We start from the raw sequence: 26,257 nt of genomic DNA, 5'->3' as shown, positions 1-26,257 counted from the left end.
CCGCGCCGGGGCGGCGGCCCCCCCCGGGGGGGGGGGGGGCCCGCGCGCCGCGCGGGGGGGGGGGGCGCCGGCGCCCCCCCTGGGGGGGGGGGGGGGGGGGGCCCCGGGGCCCCCCCCCCCCCCCGTCCGCAGGGGGTGGCGACTCAGGACGCGGGCGCCTCCGCGGGAGCCTTCGACGCCCCGTAGACGGCCGTCAGGATGCTCTCCACCCACTGGATGAGCCCGTCGTCGGGCAGCGTCTCGCCGTGCGGCTTCGGGAGCGGGATGCTCGCGGCGTCCTGCTGCGGGAACCAGCGCGCGCCGGGGAACATGCGCTTGAGCCGGACCTGGGCCGAGTCGGCGAGTTCCTTGCCGGCGACCCGCAGGTTCGAGCCCATGACGACCACGTCGGACAGGCCGACCTGTTGCGCCATGCGGCGGAGACGCGAGACCTCGACCAGGGTGAGCACCGGCTGCGGCGGCTGGCCGTAGCGGTCGGTGAGCTCGTCGAGCACCATGTCGATCGCCTCGGGCTGCGCCGCCGGGGCCGACGCGGCCGAGAGCTTCTGGTAGGCCTCGAGGCGCAGGCGCTCGGACTCGACGTAGTCCTCCGGGATGTGCGCGTCGACCGGGATCTCGAGCCGGAGCTCGGTCTGCCCCTCGGCGACGTCCCCGCGGAACTGGGACACGGCCTCGCCGATCATCCGCAGGTACAGGTCGAAGCCGACGCCCGCGATGTGGCCGGACTGCTCGCCGCCGAGCAGGTTGCCGGCGCCGCGGATCTCGAGGTCCTTCATCGCGACCTGCATGCCGGCACCGAGCTCGTTGTTCGCGGCGATCGTCTCGAGGCGGTCCTGTGCGGTCTCGGAGAGCGGCTTGTCGGCGTCGTACAGGAAGTAGGCGTAGCCGCGCTCGCGCCCACGGCCGACACGACCACGAAGCTGGTGCAGCTGCGACAGCCCGTACTTGTCGGCCTTGTCGATGATCAGCGTGTTCGCGTTCGCGATGTCGAGACCGGTCTCGACGATGGTGGTCGACACGAGCACGTCGAACTTGCGCTCCCAGAAGTCGACCATGACCTGCTCGAGGGTGCCCTCCGACATCTGCCCGTGCGCGACCTGGATCCGGGCCTCGGGGATGATCTCGGCGAGGTGCGACGCCACCGACTGGATGTCCTTCACGCGGTTGTGCACGTAGAACACCTGACCCTCGCGCAGCAGTTCGCGCCGGATCGCGGCGGCGACCTGCAGGTCGGACTGCGGCCCGACGAAGGTCAGGATCGGGTGGCGGTCCTCCGGCGGGGTCGCCAGCGTCGACATCTCGCGGATGCCGGTGACCGCCATCTCGAGCGAGCGCGGGATCGGCGTCGCCGACATCGCCAGGACGTCGACGTTCGTCTTGAGCTTCTTCAGCTGGTCCTTGTGCTCGACCCCGAAGCGCTGCTCCTCGTCGATGATGACGAGTCCGACGTCCTTGAACTGGATGCTCTGCGACAGGATCCGGTGCGTGCCGATGACGATGTCGACCGTGCCGTCGGCGAGCCCGGCGATGGTCTCCTTCGACTCCTTCTCGGTCTGGAACCGGCTGAGGGCGCGCAGGTGCACGGGGAAGCCCGCGAAGCGCTCCTGGAACGTCTCCATGTGCTGCCGCACGAGCAGCGTCGTCGGGACGAGCACGGCGACCTGCTTGCCGTCCTGCACGGCCTTGAACGCCGCGCGGATCGCGACCTCGGTCTTGCCGTAGCCGACGTCACCGGAGAGCAGCCGGTCCATCGGGATCGGGCTCTCCATGTCGCGCTTGATCTCGTCGATGGTGGTGAGCTGGTCGGCGGTCTCCGCGAACGGGAACGCTTCCTCGAGCTCGCGCTGCCACGGGGTGTCCGGACCGAACGCGTGCCCCCTCGAGGCCATGCGTGCCGAGTACAGCTTCACGAGGTCGACGGCGATGTCGCGGACGGCCTTGCGGGCCTTGGACTTCGCGGCGGACCAGTCGGAGCCGCCCATCTTCGACAGCGTCGGGTTCTCGCCGCCGACGTACCGGGAGAGCTGGTCGAGCTGGTCGGTGGGCACGAAGAGCTTGTCGCCCGGGTAGTTCCGCTTCGACGGCGCGTACTCGAGCACGAGGTACTCGCGCTGGGTCTTCACGGCGTTGCGGCCACCGGAGCTGACCTCGCGCGAGACGAGCTCGACGAACTTGCCGATGCCGTGGGTGTTGTGCACGACGACGTCGCCCGGCTTGAGCTGCAGCGGGTCGACGACGTTCTTGCGGCGCCCGGCGAGCTTCTTCACCGTGCGCGCGCCCTGCTGCACGCTGCGGCCGTAGAACTCGGCCTCGCTCAGGACGGCGATCCGCGGGTCGGGGGTCGCGAAGCCGGCCTCGACCGTGGCGGTGGTGACGATCGTCATCCCCGGCTCCGGCGGCGCGGTGAGGTCGTCGGCCCGGGCCGCGACCCCGGCGTCGGCGAGCACCTGCACGGCGCGCTCGACGAGGCCCTTGCCCTGCGCGGTGACGACCACGGCCCAGCCGTCGTCGACCAGCTGCTTGACGTGGGCCACGGCACCGTCGGCACTGCCCGCGAAGCTCGGGATCGACTCGGCGCGGACGCGGATGTACTCGCCGGCCTCGGCAGCGGCCTCGGCGTCGGTGAGGACCCGCTCGCGATCGCCCTCGTCGAGCCCCGAGTCGAACGGGGTGACCGTCCACCAGGTGCGCTGCCCGCGCGCGTTCTTCAGCTGCTGCACGGTGAGGAAGTTGCCGGCGTCGAGGTCGATCGGTGCCTGCGCACCGGCGACCGCGGCGCTCCACGCGGCCTGCAGGAACTCGGTGTTCGTCTCGGCGAGGCTGTGCGCACGGCCGGCCACCCGCTCCGGGGAGAGCACGGCGATCGTCGCGGCCTCGGGCAGGTAGCTCGTGATCGGGACGAGGTCCTGCACGAGGGCCGGTGCGAGGGACTCCATGCCCTCGACCGGGATGCCCTCGGCGATCTTCGCGAGCATCTGCGACAGGTTCGGGAACTCGTGCAGCATCTCGCGCGCACGCTGCCGCACGTCGTCGCTCAGCAGGAGCTCGCGCGACGCCGTGAGCTCGACCGAGCCGAGGTCGTCGTCGGTGGTGCGCTGGTCGGCGACGGAGAAGGCCTTGATCGCTTCGATCTCGTCGCCGAAGAAGTCGACGCGCACCGGGTGGTCGGCCCCGGGCGGGAAGACGTCGAGGATGCCACCGCGCACCGCGAACTCGCCGCGGCGGGTGACGAGGTCGACCCGGGCGTAGGCCAGGTCGACGAGCTGCGACGCGATGGCCGCGAGGTCGTTGCCCCGAGACCCCGTGACGAGCGCGACGGGCGCGAGGGACGTCAGGTTGCCCGCGATCGGCTGCAGCGCAGCGCGGACGCTCGCCACCACGACGATCGTGCGGCGGTCGGCCGGGTCGGCGTCCTGCCACGCCGCGAGCTTCCGGAGCGTCGCGATGCGGGTGCCGACCGTCTGGGCGCTCGGGCTCAGGCGCTCGTGCGGCAGGGTCTCCCACGCGGGGAACTCGAGCACCTCGGCGTCGGGGACGGTGCAGGTGAAGGCACCGCGGACCGCCTCGGCCTCGCGCCCGGTGGCGGTGACGACGAAGAGGCACTGGGGACCGTTGCGCTCGGCGAGCAGCGCGCCGAGCAGTGGGACGCGCAGGCCGTCGACGACGGAGAAGTCCGCGTCACGCCCGGCAGCGCGGAGGACACGATCGAACGCGGAGGCGCGCGAGAGCGCAGGGATGATGCCCGAGATCGTCACTCAGACGATGGTACCGGCGGCGTCCGACACCCGGTCCGGCGTGCGCGGGCGGCGAACACGGCACGCGGCGCGGGACGGCGCGGATCAGCGACGGCGACGACGCGCGAGACCACCGAGGAGGACCCCGCCCCCGGCCAGGGCCGTGGCGGTGAGCAGCGCGGGCAGGACCGGACCGGCGCCGGTCCAGGCGAGGTCGCCCTGCTGACCTGCGGCCTGCGAGACGAGCACTCCGTCCGTGGGGCCGTCGCCTGCTCCGGCTCCCGCAGCGTCGGTCGCGGGTCGGCCGGGAGGCTCGGTACCGGTGCCCGGGACCGCAGCCGTCACCGAGGGGGTCGCCTCGCGGCCGGGGACCGTCGTCGGCGCCGGCGTGGCGGTCGGGGCGCTCGTGGGCACGGCTGTCGGCTCGATCGTCGGCTCGCCCGTCGGCTCGATCGTCGGCTCGCCCGTCGGCTCGATCGTCGGCTCACTCGTCGGGTCGACCGTCGGCAGGGCGATCGTCGGTGCCGGGCTCGGGACGACCACCGCTCGTCCCGACGACACGGCCGTCACGATGCGCTGACGGTTGTAGTCCGCGACGACGAGGCTGCGCCCGGGCCCGACCGACACCGCCGTGGGGTTCACCAGCGGCGAGCCGTCCGGAGCGCTCGAGAACGCCTCGGTCCAGGAACCTCCCGTCAGCGCCCAGACCGCGCCGCGCCCGTTGTCCACGACGAAGACGTCCCCGTCGTCGACGGCGACCCCGCGCGGTCGGGTCTGCGCAACACCCGGGAACCCGAGCGACGTCACCTCCCCCGAGGCCCGGTCGAGTTGCCACACCTCGTCGGCACCGGCGTCCGACACCGTGAGCATCCCGCCGTCGGCGGACAGCGCGACACCGCTCGGGTCCGTCCACGGACCGGGCACCGCGGCCCAGCTCCCGCTCCCGAGCTCGGTCGTGAAGAGGGTGCCGCTGAGGGGGACCGCGGCGTAGACGGTCGAGCCGTCGACGGCCAGCTCCGAGACCGCTCGCCGCGCGGGCGGCGCCGTGCGCGACAGCACGGTGCCGTCGGCGTCGAGGACCGTCAGCGCGGGGCGACCGGCCTCGGCGACGAGGATGCGGCCGTCGGTCGTGGTGGTCACCGCCGACGGGTTCCACATGTCGCCGGCCCCGGTGCCGAACGGTGCGACCGTGCTCCAGGTGCCGTCGACCGCGCGCCGCAGCAGCCCGTTGGCGGAGAAGTCGGCCACGAGGAGCGAGCCGTCCGACTCGTGGTGCACGTCGTTCGGCGCGCCGAAGGTCGTCGCGACCGGCGGTGCGGACGACTCCGCGACGGTCGGCGTCCAGGTCTCGGTCGCCGCGACGGCGCCGTCCTGCGTGAGGAGCGACCCGAGGCCCACGGCGATCACCGCGATCGCGGCCGGGACGACGGCCACCGCCGCCCGGCTCCCGCCGGTCCGTCGTGCCCGGTGCGCTGCTCGTCCCACGGTCGTTCCCCTCGTCGTCGGGGATCGTCACCCCGTGGGCGAACGTACCGACGACCGGGGTACGTGAGTGTCCCCCAGTTCGGGGACCGCACGCCTTCCGGACAGCGGCGTGGCGGACCCGTGCCGCGCCTCCAGGCCGACGACGGGTCCGACCGCCCGACGGATCAGGCGGGACGTGCGTGACGGATCAGGACGGGGCGTGCACGCGCTGCTGGGCGGCGAGGAGGCCGAGTTCCGCGATCGCCTCGACGGCGTCGGCGCCGTCTGCGAGCAGGTTCGGCAGCGTCTTCTTCTCGGTCGGCGAGAAGTCACGCAGGACGTAGTCGGCGGGGTCCTGGCGTCCCGGGGGTCGGCCGATGCCGATCCGCACCCGGGTGAACTCGTTCGTGCCGGTCGCCTTGATGATGTCGCGGAGCCCGTTGTGGCCGCCGTGCCCGCCACTGCCCTTGAGACGGACGGTGTCGTACGGCAGGTCGAGCTCGTCGTGGACCACGATCAGGTCCTCGGCGGTGGCGCTGTAGAACCCGAGCACGCTCGAGACCGGTCCACCCGAGGTGTTCATGAAGGATCCCGGCTTCGCCAGGACCAGCTTCGGTCCGCCGGGGACCAGGCGCCCCTCGGCGACCTGGTTCGGCGTCTTGTGCTTCTTGAACGTCGCGCCCATGCGAGCGGCGAGTTCGTCGAGGACCATCTGGCCGACGTTGTGACGGTTGCCCGCGTAGCCGGGCCCGGGGTTCCCGAGCCCGACCACGACGAGGGTCGTTCCTGTCATCAGCGTCGGCCAGACGTTCCGCGAAGGGGGTGTTACTCGGAGTCGACCGGGGCGGAGCCGCCCTCGGCGCCGGCCTCGGCGCCCGCCTCGGCAGCGGCCTCGTCGGCCGCGTCGTCGTCAGCGGTGCCACGCGGGGTGACGATCTGGACGACGAGCGCCTCGCCGTCGGTCTCGAGCTCGGCACCGGCCGGCAGCTCGAGCTGCGAGGCCAGGACCTGTGCGCCGTCCTCGAGGCCCTCGACGTCGACGGTCACGTGCTCTGGGATGTCGGTCGCCTCGACGAGGAGCGAGACGGACGAGAGGTCCTGGACGTGGATCGTGCCGGAGAAGGACTCGCCCTCGACGACGACGGGGACGTCGACGGTGACCTTCTCGCCACGGCGCACGACCACGAGGTCGATGTGCTCGATGATCTGGCGCACCGGGTCGCGCTGGACGTCCTTGACGAGGGCGAGCTGGGCCGCACCCTCGATGTCGAGGTCGACGACCGCGTTGGCGGTACGGACGAGCAGCATGGTCTCGTGACCCGGGAGGGTGATGTGCTGCGGCTCGGTGCCGTGGCCGTAGACGACCGCCGGGATCTTGTCGGCGGCGCGGAGCTTGCGCGCAGCGCCCTTGCCGAACTTGGTGCGGGTCTCCGCTGCGAGCTTGGTGTAGTCGGCCATGGTGCCTCCTGGTGTCGGGGTCGACGCCGGGGTGCCGGCATCGGGGGGTCTGTGGTGTTGCAACTCGAACGCGTGCACGCGTGAGGAACGCTCCCTGGACTGGGCCGGGTCTCCCTACCGCGTCGATCACGGCCGCGCGCTGCGCGGCCCTCGCCGAAGTCGGTTTGTGAGTCTAGCAGGGGCCGTCGGGCGTGTCGCGCCGGGTCAGCGGCCGACCTCTCGGCGGTGGCGCTGCGCGGCGCGCAGGAGGTCCCGTGCGCGGTCGCTCGCGTCCGCTGCCTCGTCGCGCGCACGTTCGGCCCGTTCGATCTCGGCGCGGGCGTCGGCGAGCTGCCGTTCGAGCTCGGCACGGCGCTCCTCGGCGGTCTCGAGCTCCTGCTCTGCGGCGTCCAGTGCCGCGTCGGCATCGCGTGACTCCGTGCGCGCTGCGGCCTCGGCCTCACGAGCGGCGCGACGCTCGGCAGCGGGGTCGACACGCGGTTCTGGCTCCGGCTCCGGGTCCTGTTCCTCCTCGGGCTCCGCCTCCGGCTCCGGCTCCGGTCGGGAGGCACGGCTCGCCGTGCGGGATCGCCGCGCGCTGGTGATCGGGATGGGTTCGGCACCGGTGCCGGACCACGCGTCGGGCACCGCATCGGGGTCGGCCAGTGCTCCGTCGAGGTCGACGGCGTCGAACCCGGCGCTCTCGAGCGGTCGGACGAGCAGACCCGATCGTGCGGCGGCGCCGGCGTGCGGGTCGGCCATCGCGGCCTCGATCGTGGCGCGGACCTGGTCGAGCACCGCCGACGTCACCGGGTACCCGGCGTCGGATGCCAGGTCGGCCCCGGCCTGCGCCAGCGCGGCGACGACCTCCGCCCGTTGCCGGCGGAGTCGACGGATCTCGTCGGGGTCGGCGTCCGCCTGGGCCCGTCGGATCGCCGGGCCGAGGTCGATCGCCTCGTCCAGGGCGCCCTCGTGCGCGAGCAGGTCGACCACCCACGCGGCGGGCGCGGGCTTCCGCAGTCCGCCGATCCGGGACGCGAGGTCGCGGTCGTCCTTCCGCACGGCCCGCTGCCGAGCGGTGCGCTCCCGCACGAAGTCCGCGGGCGCGACGAGGAGCAGTTTCCTCGCCACGTCCGCGAACTCCACGCCCCCAGCATGCCCGTCGGATCAGCTGCGCTCTCGTCGGAAGCACGAGCGAGCGGGCACGACGCGCCGCGCGTCATCCGCCGAGCGAGCGACATGCGTCACGGTCGAGCGTGGCCGTGACGTATGTCGCCCGCTCAGGCCCAGGGCCGGGACCGGGACCGGCGGAGGCCTACCAGTCGTGGACGGTGCCGTCGGCCAGGCGGTTGAACGGCAGGTACGCCTGCTCGTACGGGTACTTCCCCGCCTCGTCGAGGTCGAGCGTCACGCCGAGCCCCGGCTCGTCGCCCGGGTGCAGGTAGCCGTCCGTGAAGGTGAACGTCTGCCGGAACACCTGGTTCGTCCGGGGCCCGTGCTGCATGTACTCCTGGATGCCGAAGTTGTGGATCGCCATGCCGAGGTGCATCTGCGCCGCGAGGCCGACGGGCGAGATGTCGGTCGGCCCGTGGAACCCGGACTTGATCTGGTACATCGCCGCGTAGTCCATCGTCTTGCGCAGCGGGGTGACGCCGCCCATGTGGGTCACGGCGCCGCGGACGTAGTCGATGAGCTGGTCGCGGATGATGTCCTTGAAGTCCCAGATCGTGTTGAACACCTCGCCGATCGCGAGCGGCGTCGTGGTGTGCTGCCGGACGAGCTTCAGCGCCTCCTGGTTCTCGGCGGGCGTGCAGTCCTCGAGCCAGAACAGGTCGTACGGCTCCAGGCTCTTGCCGAGCTTCGCGGCCTGCAGCGGTGTCATCCGGTGGTGACCGTCGTGCAGGAGCGGCAGCTCGGGGCCGAACTCGTTCCGGACGGCCTCGAACACGGTCGGCACGTGCCGCAGGTACGCCCGGGTGTCCCAGTCCTCCATCGCCGGGAACGCCCCGCGCTGCGCCGGCTCGAAGTCGTACCGGACGCCGGCGTTGCCCTCGGTGGTCCGGTTCGACGCGATGCCGTAGATGCTCTCGAGTCCGGGGACCCCGGTCTGCACCCGGATCGACCGGTAGCCCTCGGCCTGGTGCTCGCGGATCGAGTCGAACAGCTCGGGCAGTTCCTTGCCGGAGGCGTGCCCGTAGGCCATGAGTCCGGTGCGCGACGCCCCGCCGAGCAGCTGGTAGAGCGGCATCCCCGCGACCTTGGCCTTGATGTCCCAGAGCGCCATGTCGACGGCGGCGATCGCGGCCATGGTGACCGGGCCGCGGCGCCAGTACGACGAGCGGTAGAGGAACTGCCAGGCGTCCTCGATGCGGCTGGCATCGCGCCCGACGAGCAGCGGGACGACGTGCTCCGACAGGTACGCGGAGACGGCGAGCTCGCGACCGTTCAGCGTGGCGTCGCCGAGACCGGTGACGCCGTCCGCGGTCGTGAGCTTCAGGGTGACGAAGTTCCGGTCCGGGCTCGTGACGATCACCTCGGCCCGGTCGATCAGCTGCCCGCGGTCGGTCGACGCCCAGGTGTCCGGGCGGCCGGCGGTCGGGTCCGTCGCCGCGCCGCCGTCGGCGGCCCCGGGGACGGGCGCGGCGGGGTTCGTGGTGCCGGTGTCGGTCATGCGTGGACTCCTTCGTCGACGGGGCCGCGTGCGGGTGCCGCGGCGGCGCGGATGCGTTCGGCGGCCGCGGTGACGGAGGCCACCACGGGGGTGGTGTCGAGGTCGGGCGCGACGACCCCCAGGACGTCGTGCACGTCCGAGTCTGGCCCGGGCGCTCCGGCGTCGTCCACCAGCTCGGGCTGCGTGGTGCAGTGCAACCACCAGGCGGCGAGCAGGGTCGCGGCTCCCGGTCCGACACCGGCGTCGGGGTCGCGCTCGAGTCGCCGACGCAGGACGTCGACGACGCGGACGGGCAGCTTCTGCGAGCCGCCGGACGCGATCTGGCGCAGGGTGTGCCGGATGCGCGGGTTCGCGAACCGCTCGACGAGCGCGGCCCGGGCGTCGGCGACCTCGTCGGCGGGCAGCGGGAGCTCGGCGGCGGCCTCGTCCCAGAGCTGCTCGACGACGGTACGGCAGCGTTCGTCGTCCATCGCGGACGCGACGGTCTCGTGGCCGAGCAGCAGGCCGAGGTACGCCAGGAGCGAGTGCGACCCGTTCAGCAGCCAGAGCTTCCGCTGCTCGTACGGGGTGACGTCGGGCACGAGCCGGACGCCCGCGGTCTCCCAACCGGGGCGGTCGACGCCGTCGAACGCGTCCTCGAGCACCCACTCGGCGAAGGGTTCCGTGACCACGGGCACGCGGTCGCCGTCGAGCGCCCCGGGCAGGTCGCCGATCTCCGCGAGGTCGGAGGCGGTGGTGGCCGGCGTGATCCGGTCGACCATCGACGAGGGGAACGCGACCGTCGACGCGGTCCACGACCGGAGCGCCGGGTCGTCCGTCGCCCCCAGCACGGCCTCCCGCAGGACCTCGCCGTTGTGCGTCAGGTTGTCGAGCGACACCAGCGCGATCCGGCCGCCGCCGGCGGCCCGTCGGGCGGCGAGCCCCTCGACCAGCCGGGCCGGCACGCCGGAGTCGGCGCGGTAGCCGGCCTCGGTGACCGTCAGCGTGACGACGGTCGTCTCCGGGGACGCGACCAGGTGCCTCCAGGCCGTGTCGTCGCTGCCGGGGTGGGCCGCGACGACGGTGTCGACCACCTCGGCGGTGTCGCCGTCGGCCGCGCGCGTGACCAGTGTGTACCGGCAGTCCTGCGCGGAGAGGGCCTCGGCCGCCGACGGTGACCGACCGGTGAAGGCGGTGATGCCCCACGGCTCGCCTCGGGCGTGCCCGGTGTACCAGGCGAGGTGGGCGCGCGCGAACGCCCCGATGCCGAGGTGCACGATGCCGGGACGACGGGTCATGCCGTCACCGGCACCAGGGAGCGCAGGTACGCCAGGTTGTCGGCGGTGCGCTCCGCGAGCGGCAGGTCGGTGGAGAAGTCCTCGATGGTGACCCAGCCGTCGTAGCCGTGCTGCCGCAGGGCGTCGAGGTACTCGGACACCGACGCCTGACCGTCGCGCAGGGGTGCCCACTCGTTGCGCCAGATCCGGCTGCCGTCGGCTCGGGTCTCGCCGGTGTCGACCCAGCGGGCGTTCTTGACGTGCGCGTGGGCGAGGTACGGGCCGAGGAGCTCGAAGGCCGCCAGGTGGTCCTCCTGCCCCTCGATGACGAGGTTCCCCAGGTCGTGGATGACGCCGACGTGCTCGGGGTCGAGCCCGTCCACGAGCCGGAGCGCCGCGGACGCCGACGGGGTGATCGTCATGTGGTGCAGCTCGACGAGCGCCTTGACGCCGAGGTCGGCCGCGCGGGCGGCAGCCCACTCGAGGTCGGCGCGCGTCTGGTCGAAGAGCTCGCCGTAGGTGGTGCCGGTCCGCTCCCGCTCGCGCTGGTACCAGGGCATGGTCACGCGGACCTGGCGGGCGCCGAGTTCGCTCGTCACCCGGAGCATCGTCTCGACGCCCTCGTGGTCGGACACCGGCTGGTAGCCGCCGATCCCGGAGTACTCCAGGCCGGCGGCGTCGGTGACCCGGGCGATCTCGCCGACCTGGTCCGCGATGCCGGTGAACTGCCAGGTCGAGCGGTTGCCGGCCCAGAAGCCGGACGAGCCGTCTGCGGTGCGGTCGTCGACGATCCGCCACTCGATGCCGTCCCAGCCCTGCTCGGCGAGGGTGTCGGCTGCCTGCGCCGGGGTCCAGTCGGGCGTCGAGGCGGTGAACACGGAGAACTTCACCGGACTGCTCCTTCCCGGGGAGCGACGACCGGTTCGACGTCGTCGTACTTCCCCTCGATGACGTCGTCGATCCGCACCGGCTGCCCGAGCGTCGCGCTGACGTACAGCCCGCGGACGGTGGCGAGCGACACGAGGGCGTCGTCCACGGTCACACCGGGGTCGCGGCCCTCCCGGATCGCCGAGACGACGTCCGTGTACTGGCGCGCGTGCCCCGCGGCGAAGTGGTCCGCCTCGGCCGGGCCGCCGACGACGTGCTCCGGTGGGACGACGTCGTGCTTCTGGTCGGCGGCGTCGGCCACCGCGGTGGTGTTCGCCGTCGTCGCCGCGGACTCCAGCGTCGCCGTGTCCGGCGCGACGTGGAAGTACGCGAGCCGGTCGTCGTCGACGATCGCCGACCCGTGCGTGCCGTACACCGCGTAGCGCGCCGAGAGCCCGGGGTACGCGGCGGTCGTGCAGTGGACGACGCCGAGGGCGCCGTTCCGGAACCGTACGGTGGCGACCGCCGTGTCCTCGACCTCGATGCGGTCGTGCGCCAGGAGTCCGACCTGCGCCGAGATCTCCTCCGGACGACCGAGGGCCCACACGAGCAGGTCGACGGTGTGGACGCCCTGGTTCATCACCGCACCGCCGCCGTCGAGCGCCCAGGTGCCGCGCCAGTCGCCCGAGTCGTAGTAGCCCTGCGAGCGGTACCAGGCGACGCTCGCGACGCCGGACGTCACGGTGCCGAAGTCGCCGCCGTGCGCGGCTCCCGCGACCGCGACCGAGGCCGGGTCGAAGCGGTGCTGGCTGATCACGCTCGTCACCAGCCCACGCGAGCGGGCGTCCGCGGCGAGCGCCGCGATCTGCCGCGCCCGCGGCATCGTGGTGTCGAGCGGCTTCTCGATGACGACGTGCTTGCCGGCGGCGAGCGCCGCCTCGGCCAGCTGGACGTGCATGCCGGAGGGCGAGCAGATCGCGACGACGTCGATGTCGGTCTGCGCGATGGCGTCCTCGATGGTCGCGGTGGTGACGGGCCGGTCGGCGCCAGTCGCCTCGAGTTCGTCGGCGGCGCCGGTGGCGGCCGCGGGGACGGCATCGACGAGGGCGACGACCTGCAGGTCCGGGTGCTGTGCGGCGACGCGGGCGTGGTGGCGTCCGATGACGCCGGCGCCGACGACGGCGAGCTTCAGTGGGGTGGTCATCGCAGGGTGACTCCGATCTGGTCGGTGAGGCTCCGGAAGGCTCGTCCGGCGCGGCCGAACGCGGCGGGGCCGGAGAACCCGCCGAGGCTGTTCACGTCGGTCAGGTGCGGTTCGAGGGAGGCGTACCCGGCGTACCCGGCGTCACGCAGCGCGGTGAGCGTGAGCAGGAGTTCACCGTCGCCCTCCCCCGCCGGGACGACGGACCCATCGGCGGCGAGGGCGTCCTTGACCTGCAGGTAGTCGACGTAGGGCGCGAGCTGCGCCCAGCCGTCGGTGAACGGTGCCACGCCGCACTGCACGTAGTTCGCGTTGTCCCAGGCGAGCCGCAGCGCGCTCGACCCGACGCTCTCGACGACGTCGAGCACGCGCTCGGGCACGTCGCCGTAGATGTCCTTCTCGTTCTCGTGCAGCAGGGTGACGCCCTCGCGCTCCGCCAGGTCGGCGAGCGCGCGCATCCGGACGAGGACGTCGTCGCGCACCTCGTCCGCGGTGCGGCCGTCGAAGTAGAACGAGAAGATCCGGATGTTCGTCGTCCCGAGGGCGTGCGCGGCCCGGATCGCACGGGCGAGCCGCGACACCTCGTGCTCGACGGGTTCGTCGACGGGCACCTTGCCGATCGGCGAGGCGACGGCGGAGACGGTCTGTCCGCGCTCCTCGAACAGGCGGTGCAGCCCGGCGAGCTGGTCCTCGTCGAGGTCGACGACGTTGGTGCCCCAGGCGCTGCGCACCTCGATGGCGCTCGCGCCGAGCGCCTGGAGGACCGCGACCTGGACGACCGGGTCGGCGTCGATCTCGTCGCCGAAGCCGGAGAGCTCCCACGTTGGCTGGGTCATCGAGTTCCTTCCTTGTCGGACGGGAGGCGCGTGGCGGGCTGGCACCGCGCCTCCCGTCCGTCGTGTGGTTGCGTGCGTCACTTGACGGAGCCGGCGGTCAGACCGCCGACCAGGTAGCGCTGGAAGACCAGGTAGAGCGCGACGACCGGCACGGCGCAGACGATCGACGCGGCCATCATCTGGCCGTAGATCGGGACGGCGCCGCCCTCCTGGGCGGTGCCGAGCACCTGCAGCACCACGGCGACCGTGCGGGTGTTCGGGGTCGTCATGATGGTGCTGAAGAGCACGTCGTTCCAGCCGAGCAGGAAGGCGAAGATCGCCGAGACCACGATGCCCGGCCACGAGAGCGGCAGCACGACGCTCCGCAGGATCCGCCCGCTCGAGGCACCGTCGATGCGGGCGGCCTCCTCGAGCTCCTTCGGCAGACCGCGCAGGTACGTGACCATGACCCACGTCGAGAACGGCAGGGCGAAGGTCAGGTAGGTGACGAACAGGCCCCAGCGGGTGCCGATCACCTGCACGCCGGTCGCGCTGGCGATGTTGGCGAAGACGACGAAGACGGGCAGGAGCAGCAGGGTGCCGGGGATCGACTGCAGCGCCAGCAGCCCGCGGAGGATCGTCAGGCGGCCGAGGAACCGGAACCGGACGAGCACGTAGGCGGTGGACACGGCGAGCGCGGCACTCGCGACGGCGACGGCCCCGGCGGTGAGCAGCGAGTTCACCAGGCCCTGGCCGAGCGCCACCGTGTCCCAGATCGCGACGTAGTTCGCCAGCGTGAACTCGGAGGGGAAGTACTCGCCGCGGGCGACCGCGACGTCCGAGTTCACCGACCCGAACAGGATGTACAGCACCGGTACGGCGATGAACGCGACGAGGAGCACGATCACGGTGACCAGCAGCCACCGGGGCAGCAGCCGGGTGACGTCGGTGTCGTACGGGCGCCTCGGGCGCTTCGCGCCGCCGGCGGTGATGCTCTCGGTGAGCGTCGCGGTCGGGCGGGTCCGGGCCTGGCTGAAGGCGCTCATGCGCGGGCTCCGTCGATGTCTGCGGCCGCGGCGGGTGTCGCCGCGGCGAGCGTCGCGCGGTCGGCGCGGCGCTGCTTCCGGGTGGGACCGGCGTCGCCGCCGGCGTCCTCGCCGGTGTCGAGCCGGACGGCCCGCAGGTAGACGAAGAGCGGGATGGCGACGATCACCAGCGAGCAGATCGCCATCGCCGCGGACAGACCGAAGCGGAACGACTGGAAGCTCGCGATGTACGTCAGGACGGGCATCACCTCGACGCTCGAGGGCAGGGGGTTCCCGAAGAGCACGAACGGCAGCGTGAAGTTGTTGATGTTGTGCAGGATCGAGATGATGATCGCCAGGCTCAACGGGCCGCGCAGGTACGGGAAGACGATGTACCGGAGCTTCGCCCACCACGTCACGCCGTCGAGGGCGGCGGCCTCGTGCACCTCATTGTCGACGGCCTGGAGTCCGGCGAGCGAGAGCAGGTAGACGAACGGCCAGCTCGTCCAGACCATGACGCCGGCGAGCGCCCAGTACGACGCCGAGCCGTTCAGCCAGAGGACGTCGGTGCCGAGCGCGGTGTTCACCACGCCCTGCGGCTGGAGCATCGTGCGGAAGAACGTCCCGACGACGAACGCCGGCAGCACGTAGGGCACGAGGTAGATCGACCGGACCAGACCGCGACCGGGGAAGCGGTTCTGGGTGGAGACCGCCGCGGCGACGCCGATCGGCACGGTGACCGCGGTGACGAGCACCGACAGGGACACCGAGATCCAGATCGAGTGCAGGAGCGGCGAGTCGGTGAACGCCTCGGCGAAGTTCGCGAACCCGACGAAGGGGGCGCTGAACCACTGGCGGAGCGTGTACTGGTCGAGGTCGAGCATCGCGATGTACACGCCGACGAGCAGCGGGACGACGATGACGGCGAGCATGAGGACGCCCCCGGGCAGGAGCATCCACAGCGGACGCTCGCGCTTGTACAGCGGGGTCTTCCCGTGCGGGCGGACCGCGCGCGGGGTCTCCTGGCGGGGCCGGGTCTGCGTGGTGGTCATCACAGCCCTCCGTTCTTCTGGCGGTCGAGCGTTGCCTGGGCGTCCCGCTGCGCCGCGGCGAGGCGCTTCCGGAGCTGGTCGTCACTGACCTCGCCGCTCTTCAGCGACGGGATCGACTGCACGACGACGTCGACGAGCGAGAGCTGCACGTCCGACCACGCGCCGGTGAAGGCGGTGGGCTTCGACAGTTCGCCGGCGCGGACGATGGGTGCGAGGTCGGGGTTCTGCTCGGCGATGCGGTCCGCCGCGACGGTGTTCGTCGGCAGTTGTCCGAAGAGCTCGAAGTACCGTTCCTGCGCCGCGGGCGAGGACACCTGCTTGACGAAGTCGAACGACAGGTCCTGCTTCGAGCCGTAGTCGGCGACGACGAGGTTGTCGCCGGACAGGATGCTCGCCGCCTCGATGCCGTCTGCGGGACGCTCGGTCGCGCCCGGTGGCACGGTCGGCAGGAGGGCGTACTCGTACTTGCCGTCGACGGCGGAGCCCTTCAGCGAGTTGAGGGACGTCGTCGTGGTCATCGGGAAGAACGCGGCCTTGCCGTCGGCGAACTGCGCGAGCGCCTGCGGGTTGTTCCACCCGATCGCCGCGGGGTCGACCACGCCGTCCTTCGTCACCCAGTCGAAGTAGGTGCGGTAGGCCTGCTCGACCGCGGGGGCGTCGATCTCGGCCGACCCGCCGTCGACGATCGTGTTGCCGGCGTTCTGCGCCATGCCCCACACGAACTTCCACGGGTCGAAGCCGTCCGCGTAGGCGACGGCCATGCCGTGGACGCCGTCCCCCGTGGTCTTCCGAGCGTCCTCGGTGAGCTCGTCCCAGGTGGTCGGCGGGTCCGTGATCCCGGCGCGCGCGAGGAGCTCGGTGTTCACGGCCATCACGAACGGCCGACTGGCGAACGGGATGCCGATCTGCTTCGACGTGCTCGGACCGGAGATGCCGAGCGAGGCCGGCGCGAACTGGTCCTTGCCGCCGACGGCGTCCCACTGCTCCGGCCCCATCTCGACGAACGCGCCGGTGGCGTAGGCCGTGGGGGTGAACGTCGTGCCGATCGCGTACACGTCCGGACCCTGCCCGGAGATGACGCTGGTCTGGATCGCGGTGAGCTCCTCCTGCGGGGTCGAGTAGGTCTCCCACTGGATGTCGGCGCCCGTGGTGCGCTCGAACTCGGCGGCGGTCTCCCGCTGCCACTGCGCGCGCTCCTTCGGGTAGGTCGTGTCCGCGCCCATCATCACGCGGAGGGTGTCCGGGTCGTCGCCGCTGCCGTCGACGATCGCGCAGCCCTGCAGCGAGAGGGCGGCGACGGCGACGACGACGGCACCGACCAGGACGCGGGTCCTGCGTCTTCCTGTGCTCATGCGGGGTGTCCTCCTCGACATCTCCCCCGGGCGACGGTGCCCGGGACGGCGGCTGCGCTGCCGACGTGCCACCACTGTCCCGTCCGTGGCAACAACCGGCAACCGGTTGCCACTTGTTGCCAACGCGGCCTAGCTTCGCCTCGTGAGCAGCGCAGACACGGACACCTCGCGGCGGGTGACCATCCGGGACATCGCCGATGCGACCGGGGTCGCCCCGTCCACGGTGTCCCGCGCGCTCTCGCTGCCCGACCGGGTGAACCGCGACACGCAGCAGCGGATCCAGCAGGCCGCCCGGGAGCTCGGCTACGTCGCGAACTCGCAGGCCCGGGCACTGACCTCGGGTCGGACCCGGGCGGTCGCCGTCCTGGTGTCGGACATCACGAACCCGTTCTACTTCGACGTCATCCGGGGCACGCAGCACCAGCTCTCCGCCGCCGGGTGGACGCAGCTGCTCGTCGACACCGAGGAGTCCGCCGAGGCCGAGGTCGCAGCGCTGAGCGCCGTCGCCGGCAAGGCCGACGGTGCCGTGCTCACCGCGTCCCGTCTGTCCGACGCGCAGATCGCCCGGTTCGCCGAGCGCACGCCGCTCGTCGTCGTGAACCGGCGCCCGGCCGGGGTGCCGTCGGTGCTCATCGACACCCCAGGCGGGGTCGAGCAGGCCGTGCAGCACCTCGTCTCCCTCGGCCACCGGGACGTGCTCTACGTCGCGGGTCCGGACAGCTCGTGGTCGAACGAGCGGCGGTGGCGGGCGCTCGTCCGCGTCGCGAAGCGCCTGGGCGTGCGGGTCGCGAGGATCGGTCCGCACGCGCCGTTCGTGGACTCGGGAGCAGCGGCCGCCGACGCCGCCGTGCACGCCGGGGCCACCGCGTGCATCGCGTTCAACGACCTCATCGCGATCGGGATGCTCACGCGCTTCCGCGAACGGGGTGTCCGGGTGCCGGAGGACGTGAGCGTCGTCGGCTGTGACGACATCTTCGGTGCCGACTTCTGCAACCCACCGCTGACCACGATGACCTCGCCCATCGAACGCGCCGGTCGGGTGGCGATCCGGATGCTGCTCGGACGGCTCGACGCGCTGCCCGCCGACGAGCTGCCGGGCGAGCACGCGTCGGGAGCCGTCGCGCTGCCCACGCACCTGACCGTGCGCGAGTCCACGGGCCCGGCTCGAGCGCGGCCCCCGGCCCGATGACCGCACCACGCGTCCCACCTCGCCCGCCCCGCCCGAAGGAGCCGATGATGTCCTCCACCAGCACCGCCACGCCGCTCGCACCCCACCCCGACCGGCTGTTCCCGGCGGACCCCGGTGCCCGCGCGGTCGCGCGGACCGTGTACGACGCGGTCCGCGACCTGCCGATCATCTCCCCGCACGGACACGTCGACGCGGCCCTGATCGCCGACGACCAGCCGTTCCCCGACCCTGCGGCGCTGCTGGTCACGCCCGACCACTACGTCCTGCGCCTGCTGCACGCGAACGGCGTCGGCCTGCAGGACCTGGGACGCCCCGACCGGTCGGGCACGCACCCGCTCCCCGACGGTCGGGAGGTCTGGCGCCGACTCGCCGAGCACTGGGACGACTTCGTCGGTACGCCGGTCCGCTACTGGTTCGAGACGGAGCTGCACGACGTCTTCGGCCTGACCGAGCAGCCGTCGGCGGGGAACGCCGACGAGCAGTACGACCGCATCGCCGCGGCGCTGGCCACGCCCGAACTCCGCCCCCGAGCCCTGTTCGACGCCTTCGGCATCGAGGTGCTCGCGACCACCGACGGTCCCGCCGACGACCTCGCCGCACACGCGCGGCTCGCCGCCGACCCGTCCTTCACGGGTCGGGTGCTCCCCACCTTCCGCGCGGACGCCGTGTTCGACCCGTCGCGCTCGGACTGGAGGCACGTGGTCGCGTCGATCGGCGAGGCGTCCGGCATCGACACGGGCACCCACGACGGGCTCCTGGCGGCACTGCGGGACCGGCGCCGGTACTTCGTCGAGCACGGCGCGACGGCGACCGACACCGGTGTGCTCGACGCAGGGTCCACGCCGCTGTCCGAGACGGAGCGAGCGCGCATCCACGCGGCAGCGGTGCGGGGTCCGTCGGAGGTCACCCCCGACGAGGCCGTCGCCTACCGCCACGACATGCTCTTCCGGTGGGCCGAGATGAGCGTCGAGGACGGCCTCGTCATGCAGCTGCACCCGGGCGTGCTCCGGAACCACCACACGCCGACCCTCGAGCGCTTCGGCCCGGACACCGGACACGACCTGCCGGCCGTCGGCGCGTTCACCGAGCCGCTCCGTCCACTGCTCGAGGCCTTCGGGACCGCGCCGGGCTTCCACCTCGTGCTCTTCACGGTTGACGAGACCGTCTTCTCACGGGAGATCGGGCCGCTCGCCGGCTTCTACCCGGCCGTCTACGCGGGAGCCCCCTGGTGGTTCATCGACACCCCGGCGGCGATCGGGCGCTACCGGGCGGCGGTCACCGACTCGGCCGGGTTCACGAAGACCTCCGGGTTCATCGACGACACCCGGGCCTACTGCTCGATCCCGGCGCGCCACGACATGGCCCGGCGGGCGGACGCGGCACACCTGGCGTCGCTCGTGGTGACGCACCAGCTCTCCGAGGAGGACGCGGTGCACACGGCGCGCCGGATCGTGTCGGACATCCCGCGGGCGACGTTCAATCTCTGATCGGCACGTCGCACATGTGACATGCAGAGTGTTCGGCGCTGCGGTCCTCGTCGGCGCAGGGTAGGGGTCCGTCCGTCCCGATCCCCGACCGAGGAGCGCCATGTCTCGTCGTCCGTCGTCCGAACGTCCTCCCTCGCCCGCTCGATGCGGCCGGCCTGTCAGTCCCCCGTCGCCCGGGCGCGCGATCGGCGCCCTGGGGACGGTGGCCTTGGCGGTCCCCGCCGTCCTGCTCGGGCAGAGCGGGGCTGCTGCCGCCGCGACCGCGCCCGCGGCGGTGGTCGGCCTGGCCGTCGAGGTCGCCGCCGACGGTCGCAGTCCGTTCACACCGGACGACGGTCCCGGGGCCGACCGAGGTCCCGCGAACGGTGTCGTCCGGACCCGTGACGCCGTGACCTACCGGGTCACCGTGAGCGCGGGCGACGAGACCGCACACCACGAGCGGTTCGTGCTCGACGCCCCGACGGGCACGAGCTGGGCAGGCGTCCCGATAGCGTGCACCGGAGCCGGTTCGGCGGTGCAGGGCCAGCGGCTCACCTGCGACCTCGGCGACGTCCCCTCGGGGCACGCGGTCGCCGTGCCCGCCGTGCTCGACGTGTCCGGGGACCTGCAGGACGGCGACCGCATCGCCGTGACCGGCACGGCCTCGGCCGACGATGCCGAACCGACCGCCCCGGTCACCTCGGCGACGACCGTCGTGTCCGCCGCGCCGCGGTACAACCTCAGCAAGGCTGCGGTCGGTTCGACCCTGCGCACCGACGTGCCGGGGCCGGACGGCACCCCCGGCGTCGAGTTGCGCTACCCGATCACGGTCGACTGGCAGTCCCCCGTCCCCGGGCAGGGCCTCCTCGGGTTCGAACGGAGCACGGGTGACATGCACTTCACCGACGACCTGTCCCACCTGCTCGGCGACCGGCCGTCCGGCGCGGTGCTCTGGAACCGCGGTCGACCCGCCTGTGGTCGGAACGGCGAGGACGGCGTGCAGTTCGGCGGCCTGCCCGGTGGCCGCGGCGGGGGCGACCGTGCCGTGGTCGACTCGGGCACCATCACCTGCACGCAGACGGAACCGGGCGGCGACGTCGACGTGACGATCGACGGTGCCGTGACCGACGCAGCACGCATGCCCGGGCGGAACATCGGCGGCGGACCGATCAGCGGCGGCGCGAAGCCGTACGTCGTGAGCGGGTGGATCTCGCTGTGGATGCCCACCCCGGAGGCACCGACGTCCGTCGAGTCGGTGAACACCTTCACACCGCTGCAGACGACGTCGGTCAGCGGGACGCCGAACTTCCCCGGCGGCTCGGAGCCGACGACCGACAACAGCGCGCGGCGGAACCTCGTCGAGCTCGGACCGGGCAGCGCGGGGAAGCGACTCTGGCGTCTCGACAGCGACGGGAGCGGCGTGGTCGCGGGGTCGGCGAAGGACGGCGACCCCTGGGCCACGCCCGGCACCCGGCTCCGCAGTGACGTCACGATGACGAACCCGGGGCTCGCCGCCTTCCGCAACGCGGCCCTCTGCGACACGTTCGACCGCCGGACGCAGCGTCTGACCGCCGTCGGAGGACGGGCGCCCGCGTGGACGAGCGGCTTCGAGCACGCCCGCGTGCAGTACGCCGCCTACGACATGGCGTCGCCGGCGGCGGGCCAGGTCCACACGTGCGACGACGGCGACGGTCCCTGGTACGACGATCCGGAGGACGTCCCCGGCGGAGCTGCGGCAGTCGGGGCGGTCCGTGTCGTCGGTGACCTGCCCGGCGGAACGGGCGGTGGCCTGTTCTCCACCGTGACGACGCAGCGAGCGCCCGACGGCACCCGCGCTCGCGACTTCGGCCATGCCCGCTTCGGTGACCACCTCCCCGCCTGGGTGCACGACCGGCAGGACCCCGACCTCGGTGCAGGCGGACTGGCCGACAGTGTCGTGCTGACCGAGGACCTGGTCCGCGTCGGCAAGGTGGTCGTCGATCCCGGGCACGACGCCGCGGACACGCCGGACCTGACGAGCGCGGTCACCCCGGGCAACACCGTCGACTACGCGCTCCGACCGACCCTGACGAACGGCTTCGCCGACGGACGCCCCACCGACGTCACCGTCCGCGACGTCCTGCCCGCGCACACCTCGTACGTCGAGGACAGTGCGTCGAGGACTCCCGAGGTCGACACGGTGCCGGGTGCCGACGGCCAGGAGCACCAGCGTCTGACCTGGACGCTGCACGACGTGGAGCCGAACAGCCGCATCACCCCGATCACCTACACGGCACGGGTCGACCGCTCGGCCCCGGCCGGACGGATCGCCAACACCGTGACGGTCGAGTCCCCGGCCGACCGGTCCGACGACCGCTGGCGCACCGCGCAGCGCGGGCTGGAGGTCGTCACCACCGGCGGCGTCGGGGTCGAGAAGCGCACGCCGGCACCCGTCGTCGTGACCGGCGACCACCCGGAGTGGGACCTCGACGTCACGAACACCGACGACACCGCGATCAGCGGCCTCGACCTGATCGACGTGCTCCCGCACCGTGGAGACGCACGGGGCTCGGACTTCCACGGCAGCGTCGGCCTCGCAGCGCCGGTCCCCACCGACCCCGCCCAGGACGAGGCCGTGCGCTACACCGACGCCGATCCCACCGAGGTCGCCATGGACGGTGCCGACCCGAGCAACCAGCCCGGCGGGGCGACCCGCTGGTGCACCGAGGACGAGTTCGGCGCGAGCGGCTGCCCGGACGCACTCGCGCGGGTGACCGCCGTCCGGATCGAACGGCAGACCCCGGTCCCCGCCGGCGACACCGTGACGCACCGGCTCACCCTCGCGACGAGCGGCGAACAGGACGGCGACCGCTACGTGAACCGGTTCGGGCTCCGGACGTCCGACCTGGCGCTGCCGGTGCAGTCGAACCCGTCGACCGTCCGGGTCGTCGCCGGTGCGATCGGCGACCGGGTGTGGGACGACCGGAACGACGACGGCCTGCAGGACGACGACGAGCCCGGCGTCCGGGGCGTCCCCGTCGCCCTGACGGGGACCGACGACCACGGTGACGAGGTCGAGCGGCGCACGACCACCGACGACCACGGCGGGTACCGGTTCGACGGGCTGCGGCCGGGCGACTACCGCGTGCGCTTCACGGCGCCGGACGGGACGCACTTCACCGAGGAACACGTCGGCGACGACCCCGCGGTCGACTCCGACGCCGCTCCGGACGGCCAGACCGCACCGGTCACGGTCGACCGGGTCACGAGTACGACCGGCGCGCTCGAGGGAGTGCGCCGTGACACGTCCGTCGACGCCGGCCTGGTCGCGGAGGCTCCCGGTGGCGGGGGCGGCGGGGGCGACGGGGACGGCGGTGGAGCACCCGGGGCAGGCGGCGGCCCCGGTGACGGGACGGGCGACGGCGCGTCGAGCGAGGGTGGTCGCGGCGGCGGCACCGGCGCAGCGCACGCCTCCGTTGCCGGACGACTCGCGTTCACTGGGACGAGCATCGGTGCTGCGGTCGCGCTCGCGCTCGCGCTCCTCGTGCCGGGGGTGACCGTGCTCGTCGGCCGGCGGCGTTCCCGGCCGACGTCGGACTGATCGACAGCTCCGCCCACCGAGTTCCGTCCGGCGGGGTCGGGTTGCCTCCGGGTGACCCGACCCCGCCGTCGACACGAGCGGAGACCGCCGGCACCACGAGCGGAGACCGCCGGCACCACGACCGCCGACGCGAGAACCGCCGGTACGTGGGCCGGACCAGCGGCACGCGCCTCGGATCCGACGGAACGAACGCTCCGGGGCGGCTGGTCGGTAGCGGCTAGTCGGCAGCGGCAGGTCGATGTCGGCAGGTCGGTACCGGCAGGTCGATGTCGGCAGGTCGATGTCGGCAGGTCGATGTCGGCAGGTCGGTGGCCGTCGGTACCGTCGAGTCGTGGAACACACCGCGGAGAGCACTCCGGACGTCCCGAGCGCGACGGTGCCCGACGTCGACCGGGTCGTGGCTGCCTACGGCGACCGAGCGGACGAGTACGCCGACGTCCTCGGGTCGATGGGTGCGGTCCACCCCGACGACCGGACACTCGTCGAGGCCTGGGCGGACGCGACGCCCGGGCTCCTGCTCGACGTCGGGTGCGGCCCCGGACCGCCGTGGCCACGACGTCATCGGGATCGAGCCCGTCCCGCGCTTCGTCGGGCTCGCACGGGCCGCCGCCCCCGAGGTCGACTTCCGACTCGGGACGATCGAGGCGGTCGGTCTGCCCGACGGTGGTGTCGGCGGTGTGCTCGCCTGGTACTCGCTCGTGCACCACCGCCCGGACCGGGTACCGGTCGCGCTCGCTGAGGTCCACCGCATCCTGGCCCCCGGAGGCGGGCTGCTCGTCGGCTTCTTCGAGGGCCCGTCGCTCGAGCCGTTCGACCACGCGGTGACGACCGCCCACCGATGGCCCGTGGACCGGATGGTCACTGCGCTCGAGGACGCAGGCTTCACGGTCGACTCCGTGAACCGGAGGACCGGCAAGGGGGCACGTCCGCACGCGGCCGTCGTGGCGCACCGGACGTGATCACGGCTGCCACCCCGGCGTGACCAGTCCGGTCTCGTAGGCGAAGACCACCAGCTGCGCGCGATCGCGGGCGCCGAGCTTGATCATGGCGCGGGAGACGTGGGTCTTCGTGGTCATCGGGCTGACGAAGAGCCGCTCGGCGATCTCCGTGTTGGTGAGGCCGAGGGCGACGAGCTGCATCACCTGGCGTTCGCGTTCGGTGAGCACGTCGAGCGTGGGGGCGAGGGCCGCGGGCTTCGCGTGCGTGGCGTAGGCGGCGACGAGGGACCGCGTCGGCCCCGGCGACAACAGGGACTCCCCCGCGTGCACGGTGCGCACCGCGCGGAGCAGTTCGGCGGGCTCGGTGTCCTTCACGAGGAAGCCCGCCGCACCGCCACGGATCGCCTCGAACACGTACGAGTCCTCCTCGAAGGTCGTGAGGATCACCACGTGCACGCCGCCCAGGTCCGGGTCAGCCGAAATGCGCTGGGTCGCGACGAGTCCGTCCGTGCCCGGCATGCGGATGTCCATCAGCACGACGTCGGGACGCTCCCGTCGGACGGTGTCGACGGCTTCGTCACCGTCACCGGCCTCGCCGACCACGGTCATGCCGGGTTCGGCGTCGACGAGCGCGCGGAGGCCGGCCCGGATGAGCACCTGGTCGTCGACGAGCACGACGCGGATGACGTCGTCGGTGGAGGAGGTGGAGGTGGTGGTCACGATCGTTCCCGGGTCCCGTTCTCGCGGTGCACCCGCCCGGTCGCTGTCGCGGTGTTCGGCAGACGAGCGGCGACCCGCCAGCCCCCGTCCGACGTCGGCCCGGCCGAGAGCGTGCCACCGACCGCCGCGGCCCGCTCGCGCATCCCGATGAGGCCGTTGCCCGACGGCCCGAGCAGCGGCGACGTCCGATCCACGCTGGTGTCGTGGGCCGGTGACGGGGAGTCCTCGACGGACAGTTCGAGGACGTCCGCGGCGACCCGCACGGCGATGCGCGCGCGGTGCTCGGGCGCGTGCTTCATCACGTTCGTCACCGACTCCTGCACGATGCGGAACGCCGTGCGGTCGGTGGTGCGGTCCAGCAGCGTCCGGTCACCGTCGACGTCCGCGGTGACGTCCACCCCGGCCGCACGAGCCCGCACCACCAGGTCCTCCAGGCGGTCGAGACCGGGGACGGGGTGCCGGTCCGCTGAGCCGTGGGACGACTCGCCGTCGAGGGGGCCACGTCCGAGCGGTCCGCTGTCGAGCGACTCGTCCGACGCGTCCGACCCGTCCGGCTCGTCCGAACCGTCAGCGCCGGGGCGACCGGGGCGGTCGACCGATCGGAGGACGCCGAGGATGGTCCGGAGCTCGACCAGGGCCTCGCGACTCGTGTCACGGATGTCGGCGAGCGAGCTGCGCGTCTGTTCGGGGAGTGCAGCCCCCAGGTGGAGCGCGACCCCGGCCTGCAGGTTGATGAGCGACATGCTGTGCGCGACGGAGTCGTGGAGCTCACGGGCGATGCGGACGCGCTCGTCACGCGCACGTTCCTGCTCCGCAGCAGCCCGTCGGCGGTGTCGTTCCGCGACGCGCTCGAGACGGACCCGGACGAGCTCGGCCACCGACAGGGTGACGGCCGCCCAGGCGACGGCGAGGAAGCCCGCGTCGAGGTTCCGGGCGGGCGTCCGACCGAGGACCGCGTCGGCGGTCGGCAGCACCGCGACGGCCAGTCCGAGCGCGACGCCCGCGGCGGTGCGACGTCCCCGCAGCCACGCGTTCACCGCGGCCATGGTCAGCGCGGCCACGAACGGACCCCGTGGACTCACCAGCAGGGCGTAGCCGATCGTCGTCCCGAGCGTGACCAGCAGGACTGCCGTCGGCCACCGCCAGCGCCACGGCAGGACGACGACCCCGGCGACCAGGAGCGCGATCGCGAGCGGGCCCGGGACCGCCGCGTCGACGACGGATGAGCCGAGGACGTGGGACGCCCAGGGCGGGCCGCCGCGAGGACCGACGGCGTCCGTCGGACCGGTCGGGAACCGCGCTGCCAGCAGCGTCCCGACGATCTGCACGAGTGCGACCGGCAGCACCCGACCGAACCGGGCGAAGCGGCGGACGCCGTCTCGCTGGTCGTCGTCTGCCTCGGCCGAGGCGGTGGGGGTGCGGTGCATGGGTCCGAGCCTAGGGTCGGACGGGTGCCACGGCGTCGGGCGCTGGCAGGAGGTGTGGACTAC

General features: G+C 73.0%; 19 protein-coding genes. 4 read left to right on the top strand and 15 right to left on the bottom strand.

From position 1 onward, the window contains the following. Positions 1 to 143: 143 nt before the first annotated feature. The 13 genes from mfd to ACIPEQ_RS06360 form a co-directional block, all read right to left on the bottom strand. Positions 144 to 3,755 carry a transcription-repair coupling factor gene (mfd, locus tag ACIPEQ_RS06420; RefSeq protein ID WP_402714533.1) on the bottom strand — a complete coding sequence of 1,204 codons (3,612 nt, stop codon included), beginning with the start codon at positions 3,753 to 3,755 and terminating at the stop codon, positions 144 to 146. A gap of 84 nt (positions 3,756 to 3,839) precedes the next feature. Further along, positions 3,840 to 5,219 (bottom strand): hypothetical protein, encoded by a 1,380-nt coding sequence (locus ACIPEQ_RS06415; RefSeq protein WP_402714532.1) that lies wholly within the window; start codon positions 5,217 to 5,219, stop codon positions 3,840 to 3,842. A 187-nt stretch (positions 5,220 to 5,406) separates the two neighbouring features. Then, the gene (pth, locus tag ACIPEQ_RS06410; RefSeq protein WP_126890972.1) at positions 5,407 to 5,991 is read right to left on the bottom strand and encodes an aminoacyl-tRNA hydrolase; all 585 of its coding nucleotides are present in this window, start codon (positions 5,989 to 5,991) and stop codon (positions 5,407 to 5,409) included. Positions 5,992 to 6,023: 32 nt separating this feature from the next. Then, positions 6,024 to 6,656 (bottom strand): 50S ribosomal protein L25/general stress protein Ctc, encoded by a 633-nt coding sequence (locus ACIPEQ_RS06405; protein WP_354026462.1) that lies wholly within the window; start codon positions 6,654 to 6,656, stop codon positions 6,024 to 6,026. A 204-nt stretch (positions 6,657 to 6,860) separates the two neighbouring features. Further along, positions 6,861 to 7,781, bottom strand: a complete 921-nt coding sequence (locus ACIPEQ_RS06400) for a hypothetical protein (RefSeq protein WP_402714531.1) — start codon at positions 7,779 to 7,781, stop codon at positions 6,861 to 6,863. A gap of 169 nt (positions 7,782 to 7,950) precedes the next feature. Continuing rightward, positions 7,951 to 9,306 (bottom strand): D-mannonate dehydratase ManD, encoded by a 1,356-nt coding sequence (manD, locus tag ACIPEQ_RS06395; protein WP_402714530.1) that lies wholly within the window; start codon positions 9,304 to 9,306, stop codon positions 7,951 to 7,953. After that, entirely contained in the window at positions 9,303 to 10,583 is a 1,281-nt protein-coding gene (locus ACIPEQ_RS06390) for a mannitol dehydrogenase family protein (RefSeq protein ID WP_402714529.1), read from the bottom strand. The genes manD and ACIPEQ_RS06390 overlap by 4 nt, the downstream gene beginning before the upstream one ends. Continuing rightward, positions 10,580 to 11,452, bottom strand: coding sequence for a sugar phosphate isomerase/epimerase family protein (locus ACIPEQ_RS06385; RefSeq protein ID WP_402714528.1), 873 nt, complete (start codon positions 11,450 to 11,452; stop codon positions 10,580 to 10,582). Before ACIPEQ_RS06385 ends, ACIPEQ_RS06390 begins: the two co-directional genes overlap by 4 nt. Then, complete coding sequence (locus ACIPEQ_RS06380) at positions 11,449 to 12,633, bottom strand: Gfo/Idh/MocA family protein (protein WP_402714527.1); 1,185 nt, start codon at positions 12,631 to 12,633, stop codon at positions 11,449 to 11,451. The genes ACIPEQ_RS06385 and ACIPEQ_RS06380 overlap by 4 nt, the downstream gene beginning before the upstream one ends. Continuing rightward, positions 12,630 to 13,466, bottom strand: a complete 837-nt coding sequence (locus ACIPEQ_RS06375; RefSeq protein ID WP_402714526.1) for a sugar phosphate isomerase/epimerase family protein — start codon at positions 13,464 to 13,466, stop codon at positions 12,630 to 12,632. The genes ACIPEQ_RS06380 and ACIPEQ_RS06375 overlap by 4 nt, the downstream gene beginning before the upstream one ends. Before the next feature lie 77 nt (positions 13,467 to 13,543). Further along, positions 13,544 to 14,491, bottom strand: a complete 948-nt coding sequence (locus ACIPEQ_RS06370) for a carbohydrate ABC transporter permease (RefSeq protein WP_402714525.1) — start codon at positions 14,489 to 14,491, stop codon at positions 13,544 to 13,546. Beyond that, the gene (locus ACIPEQ_RS06365) at positions 14,488 to 15,522 is read right to left on the bottom strand and encodes a carbohydrate ABC transporter permease (protein ID WP_402714524.1); all 1,035 of its coding nucleotides are present in this window, start codon (positions 15,520 to 15,522) and stop codon (positions 14,488 to 14,490) included. Before ACIPEQ_RS06365 ends, ACIPEQ_RS06370 begins: the two co-directional genes overlap by 4 nt. Further along, complete coding sequence (locus ACIPEQ_RS06360; RefSeq protein ID WP_402714523.1) at positions 15,522 to 16,874, bottom strand: ABC transporter substrate-binding protein; 1,353 nt, start codon at positions 16,872 to 16,874, stop codon at positions 15,522 to 15,524. Before ACIPEQ_RS06360 ends, ACIPEQ_RS06365 begins: the two co-directional genes overlap by 1 nt. 142 nt (positions 16,875 to 17,016) lie before the next feature. Between ACIPEQ_RS06360 and ACIPEQ_RS06355 the strand changes: the two genes are divergently transcribed. The 4 genes from ACIPEQ_RS06355 (at position 17,017) to ACIPEQ_RS06340 (ending at position 24,068) form a co-directional block, all read left to right on the top strand. Then, complete coding sequence (locus ACIPEQ_RS06355) at positions 17,017 to 18,063, top strand: LacI family DNA-binding transcriptional regulator (protein WP_402714522.1); 1,047 nt, start codon at positions 17,017 to 17,019, stop codon at positions 18,061 to 18,063. A 47-nt stretch (positions 18,064 to 18,110) separates the two neighbouring features. Continuing rightward, on the top strand, positions 18,111 to 19,550 hold the full coding sequence (gene uxaC, locus ACIPEQ_RS06350) for a glucuronate isomerase (RefSeq protein ID WP_402714521.1): 1,440 nt from the start codon (positions 18,111 to 18,113) through the stop codon (positions 19,548 to 19,550). Between the two features lie 208 nt (positions 19,551 to 19,758). Next, positions 19,759 to 23,109 carry an SdrD B-like domain-containing protein gene (locus ACIPEQ_RS06345; protein ID WP_402714520.1) on the top strand — a complete coding sequence of 1,117 codons (3,351 nt, stop codon included), beginning with the start codon at positions 19,759 to 19,761 and terminating at the stop codon, positions 23,107 to 23,109. A 452-nt stretch (positions 23,110 to 23,561) separates the two neighbouring features. After that, the gene (locus tag ACIPEQ_RS06340; protein WP_402714519.1) at positions 23,562 to 24,068 is read left to right on the top strand and encodes a class I SAM-dependent methyltransferase; all 507 of its coding nucleotides are present in this window, start codon (positions 23,562 to 23,564) and stop codon (positions 24,066 to 24,068) included. Here the strand turns inward: ACIPEQ_RS06340 and ACIPEQ_RS06335 are convergent, their stop codons facing one another. Next, positions 24,069 to 24,767, bottom strand: coding sequence for a response regulator (locus ACIPEQ_RS06335; RefSeq protein ID WP_402714518.1), 699 nt, complete (start codon positions 24,765 to 24,767; stop codon positions 24,069 to 24,071). Next, positions 24,764 to 26,194 (bottom strand): histidine kinase, encoded by a 1,431-nt coding sequence (locus tag ACIPEQ_RS06330; protein ID WP_402714517.1) that lies wholly within the window; start codon positions 26,192 to 26,194, stop codon positions 24,764 to 24,766. Before ACIPEQ_RS06330 ends, ACIPEQ_RS06335 begins: the two co-directional genes overlap by 4 nt. Positions 26,195 to 26,257 lie beyond the last annotated feature (63 nt).

It is taken from the genome of Curtobacterium sp. NPDC087080, from assembly GCF_044745105.1.
In the GTDB taxonomy this organism is placed as follows: Bacteria; Actinomycetota; Actinomycetes; order Actinomycetales; family Microbacteriaceae; genus Curtobacterium.
Note: the sequence above shows the minus strand (reverse complement) of the source record. Positions and strands in the feature narration are given on the sequence as shown.

Coding starts and splice junctions, on each gene's coding strand:
- pth (WP_126890972.1), bottom strand. CDS start 5,991: ATGACAGGAACGACCCTCGTCGTGGTCGGGCTCGGGAACCCCGGGCCC.
- ACIPEQ_RS06405 (WP_354026462.1), bottom strand. CDS start 6,656: ATGGCCGACTACACCAAGCTCGCAGCGGAGACCCGCACCAAGTTCGGC.
- manD (WP_402714530.1), bottom strand. CDS start 9,306: ATGACCGACACCGGCACCACGAACCCCGCCGCGCCCGTCCCCGGGGCC.
- ACIPEQ_RS06390 (WP_402714529.1), bottom strand. CDS start 10,583: ATGACCCGTCGTCCCGGCATCGTGCACCTCGGCATCGGGGCGTTCGCG.
- ACIPEQ_RS06380 (WP_402714527.1), bottom strand. CDS start 12,633: ATGACCACCCCACTGAAGCTCGCCGTCGTCGGCGCCGGCGTCATCGGA.
- ACIPEQ_RS06375 (WP_402714526.1), bottom strand. CDS start 13,466: ATGACCCAGCCAACGTGGGAGCTCTCCGGCTTCGGCGACGAGATCGAC.
- ACIPEQ_RS06370 (WP_402714525.1), bottom strand. CDS start 14,491: ATGAGCGCCTTCAGCCAGGCCCGGACCCGCCCGACCGCGACGCTCACC.
- ACIPEQ_RS06365 (WP_402714524.1), bottom strand. CDS start 15,522: ATGACCACCACGCAGACCCGGCCCCGCCAGGAGACCCCGCGCGCGGTC.
- ACIPEQ_RS06360 (WP_402714523.1), bottom strand. CDS start 16,874: ATGAGCACAGGAAGACGCAGGACCCGCGTCCTGGTCGGTGCCGTCGTC.
- uxaC (WP_402714521.1), top strand. CDS start 18,111: ATGTCCTCCACCAGCACCGCCACGCCGCTCGCACCCCACCCCGACCGG.
- ACIPEQ_RS06330 (WP_402714517.1), bottom strand. CDS start 26,194: ATGCACCGCACCCCCACCGCCTCGGCCGAGGCAGACGACGACCAGCGA.